Annotated in this window: 4 protein-coding genes; 3 read left to right on the top strand and 1 reads right to left on the bottom strand. The window is 72.2% G+C overall.

All coding sequences use genetic code 11. The features are described 5' to 3' along the window. From H5J33_RS29135 to H5J33_RS29125, 3 genes are all read left to right on the top strand, one after another. Positions 1–505, top strand: a 505-nt coding sequence (locus H5J33_RS29135; RefSeq protein WP_220212845.1) for a hypothetical protein, incomplete at its 5' end; no start/stop codon positions are given. Between the two features lie 91 nt (positions 506–596). Continuing rightward, positions 597–1,616: an ATP-binding cassette domain-containing protein gene (locus tag H5J33_RS29130; RefSeq protein ID WP_181797800.1), complete on the top strand. Its 1,020-nt coding sequence runs from the start codon at positions 597–599 to the stop codon at positions 1,614–1,616. Beyond that, the gene (locus H5J33_RS29125; RefSeq protein WP_181797799.1) at positions 1,613–2,434 is read left to right on the top strand and encodes an ABC transporter permease; all 822 of its coding nucleotides are present in this window, start codon (positions 1,613–1,615) and stop codon (positions 2,432–2,434) included. Before H5J33_RS29130 ends, H5J33_RS29125 begins: the two co-directional genes overlap by 4 nt. Positions 2,435–2,447: 13 nt before the next feature. Here H5J33_RS29125 and H5J33_RS29120 read toward each other — a convergent pair whose 3' ends face one another. Next, on the bottom strand, positions 2,448–3,002 hold the full coding sequence (locus H5J33_RS29120; RefSeq protein WP_181797798.1) for a hypothetical protein: 555 nt from the start codon (positions 3,000–3,002) through the stop codon (positions 2,448–2,450). Between the last annotated feature and the right edge of the window lie 61 nt (positions 3,003–3,063).

Genomic DNA, 3,063 nt, shown 5'->3' with positions numbered 1-3,063 from the left:
GACGCTCGGGGTGGCCGTCGCGAACCGCCCCGACACCCCGTCGGCCGGCGGCTGGTCCACCACCGTCACCGTGTCGCCCGGCGGGACCTACGACGGCTGGAGCCCGACGCCGTCCTTCACCGACGGCGGGTACACCACTCCGGCGGCCACACCCGACTACGACGACAGCGGCGGATACGACGACACGCCGACTCCCGAGCCCTCGACGGAGGCGCAGGACGCGAGCACGGTCGTCACCACGTACTACGACTACCTCAACGCCGGGAACTTCCAGGCCGCCTGGTCCATGGGCGGCGGCCGGCTCTTCGGCGGCTCCTACTCGGACTGGGTGGCGGGCTTCTCCACCACCGCGCACATCGACGTCACCGCCTCCGACAACGGCGGCGGGGAGGTCGCCGCGGAGATCCGGGCGACCCAGACCGACGGCAGCGTGCAGGTGTTCCGGGGCACCTACACGGTGTCCGGCGGGCAGCTCGTCGGCGCCGACATCCGGAAGGTGTCGTAACACCCGGCCGGCAGGCCGCCGACACGGCCCCGGCATCCGGTGTCGGTGCTCTGTCGGCGGTTTGTCGGCGGGCCCTGGCACTGTCTTCCCCATGACACGCATCGACGACAACCCCGCCGGCGGACGCTCCGCCGTGACCGTACGGGGGCTGGTCAAGCACTACGGCGAGACCAAGGCGCTGGACGGCGTCGACCTGGACGTGCGCGAGGGCACCGTGATGGGTGTGCTCGGGCCGAACGGCGCCGGCAAGACCACCCTCGTACGCATCCTGTCCACCCTGATCACCCCGGACTCCGGGCAGGCCACCGTGGCCGGCTACGACGTCGTACGCCAGCCCCGGCAGCTGCGCCGGGTCATCGGACTCACCGGCCAGTACGCGTCGGTGGACGAGAAGCTCCCGGGCTGGGAGAACCTGTACCTGATCGGCCGGCTGCTGGACCTGTCCCGCAAGGAGGCCCGGGCCCGCGCCGACGAGCTGCTGGAGCGGTTCTCGCTGACCGAGGCCGCCCGGCGCCCGGCCGGGACCTACTCCGGCGGCATGCGGCGCCGGCTGGACCTGGCCGCGTCGATGATCGGGCGGCCGGCCGTGCTGTACCTGGACGAGCCGACCACCGGCCTCGACCCGCGCACCCGCAACGAGGTGTGGGACGAGGTCAAGGCGATGGTCGGCGACGGCGTCACCGTGCTGCTCACCACCCAGTACATGGAGGAGGCCGAACAGCTCGCCTCCGAACTGACCGTCGTGGACCGCGGCCGGGTCATCGCCAAGGGCGGCATCGAGGAGCTGAAGGCCCGCGTCGGCGGGCGCACCCTGCGGGTGCGGCCGGTCGACCCGCTCCAGCTGCGCCCGCTCGCCGGCATGCTGGACGAGCTGGGCATCACCGGACTGGCGTCCACCACCGTGGACAGCGAGACCGGGGCCCTGCTGGTGCCGATCCTCAGCGACGAGCAGCTGACCGCCGTGGTCGGCGCGGTCACCGCGCGTGGCATCACGCTGTCCTCCATCACCACCGAACTGCCCAGCCTGGACGAGGTGTTCCTGTCCCTCACCGGCCACCGTGCCAGTGCCCCGCAGGACGCCGCGCCCGCCCGCCAGGAGGTCGCCGCATGAGCACCGCCACCCTCTCCCCGGCCGCCGCGAAGGCCGATACGCCGATCCCGCTGCGGGCCCATCTGCGGCACACCGGCGCGCTGATCCGCCGCAATCTGCTGTGGATCCGCCAGGACCCGGAGTCGATGTTCGACGCCATCCTGTTCCCGGTCGTCTTCACCCTGCTGTTCGTGTACGTCTTCGGCGGCTCCATCGGCAAGTCGCTGGGCGGCGGCCAGGAACAGTACGTGCAGTACGTGGTGCCCGGACTGCTGGCCATGATGGGCATGAACATGGCCCAGGGCGTGGGCACCGGCTTCAACCAGGACTTCAACTCCGGTGTCATGGACCGCTTCCGCTCGCTGCCCATCGGGCGCGGCTCGGTGCTCTTCGCGAAGATCGCGGTGGAGCTGATGCGGATGCTGTTCGCGACGGCGGTGCTGCTGGTGGTCGCCCTGCTCGTGGGCTACGACGTGGACAGCTGGAGCGGTCTGCTGGCCTCCGTGGCGCTGTCCGCGCTGTTCGGGTCGGCGCTGATGTGGGTGTTCCTGACCCTCGGCGTGGTGATGAAGAACGCGCAGTCGGTGCAGGCGATGGGCTTCCTGGTGCTGATGCCGCTCCAGTTCGGCTCCTCGATCTTCGCGCCGACCCAGTCGATGCCGGGCTGGCTCCAGGCGTTCACCGACTACAACCCGCTCTCCGCGCTGGCCGACTGCGCGCGCGGGCTGATGGAGGGCGGCCCGGTGGCGCACGCCCTGTGGGTGACGGTCATCTGGTCGGTCGGGCTGACCGTGGTGATGGCCCCGGTCGCGATCCACAAGTTCCGTACGAAGAGCTGACGCGGCGCACCCGTCACACCAGGGCGGTGGCCTCCGCGAGGGAGAGGCCACCGCCCTCGGCGTACGCGGCCCGGTACGACCGCTCGTCCAGCCGGGCCCGGATCCGGGCCTCGGTCAGCTCCAGGATCCGCCGCTCCACACCGGCGACCACGTGTCCGGCCGGCAGCAGCGCCTGGGCGGCGCCGAGGCAGCGGGCGGCGTCGGCGGCCCGCTCGCCGCCGTCGGCGTCGGCGAGGGCCATCGCGGCGGTGGTGAGGCAGACGGAGTACAGATGCGGGGTGAGGGCCTGGGACAGCGGTTCGGCACTCAGCCGCAGCGCCTTGCGGGCCAGTTCGAGGGCCGGTCCGGTCCGCCGGTCCACGGCGTCCAGCAGGGCCTCCTGGCACGTCAGCAGGGAGTCGAAGATGACGAACCGCGCGACGGGGAGCTCCGCGCGCAGCACCCGCAGCTGCTCGCGGGCCTCGGCGGTGCGGCCGGTCAGGCCGAGCCAGGAGGCCAGGTGCAGCCGGGCCATCGTCGTCGCCTCGTTCTGCGCGCCGTCCTGGCCGGCGACGACCTCCCTGAGCATCCGCTCGCCGCGCTCGCTCTCGCCCGACTCCAGCAGGACGCCACTTCAGCGACAGGTATCC

It is taken from the genome of Streptomyces sp. WELS2 (genome assembly GCF_013870595.1).
Lineage (GTDB): Bacteria > Actinomycetota > Actinomycetes > Streptomycetales > Streptomycetaceae > Streptomyces.
The sequence above is the reverse complement of the archived record's forward strand: the minus strand, read 5'-3'. Positions and strand labels throughout refer to the sequence as shown.

What these genes read in the sequence shown, in the direction of transcription:
- H5J33_RS29120 (WP_181797798.1), bottom strand. Translation starts at nt 3,002, where the DNA reads ATGCTCAGGGAGGTCGTCGCCGGCCAGGACGGCGCGCAGAACGAGGCG.
- H5J33_RS29125 (WP_181797799.1), top strand. Translation starts at nt 1,613, where the DNA reads ATGAGCACCGCCACCCTCTCCCCGGCCGCCGCGAAGGCCGATACGCCG.
- H5J33_RS29130 (WP_181797800.1), top strand. Translation starts at nt 597, where the DNA reads ATGACACGCATCGACGACAACCCCGCCGGCGGACGCTCCGCCGTGACC.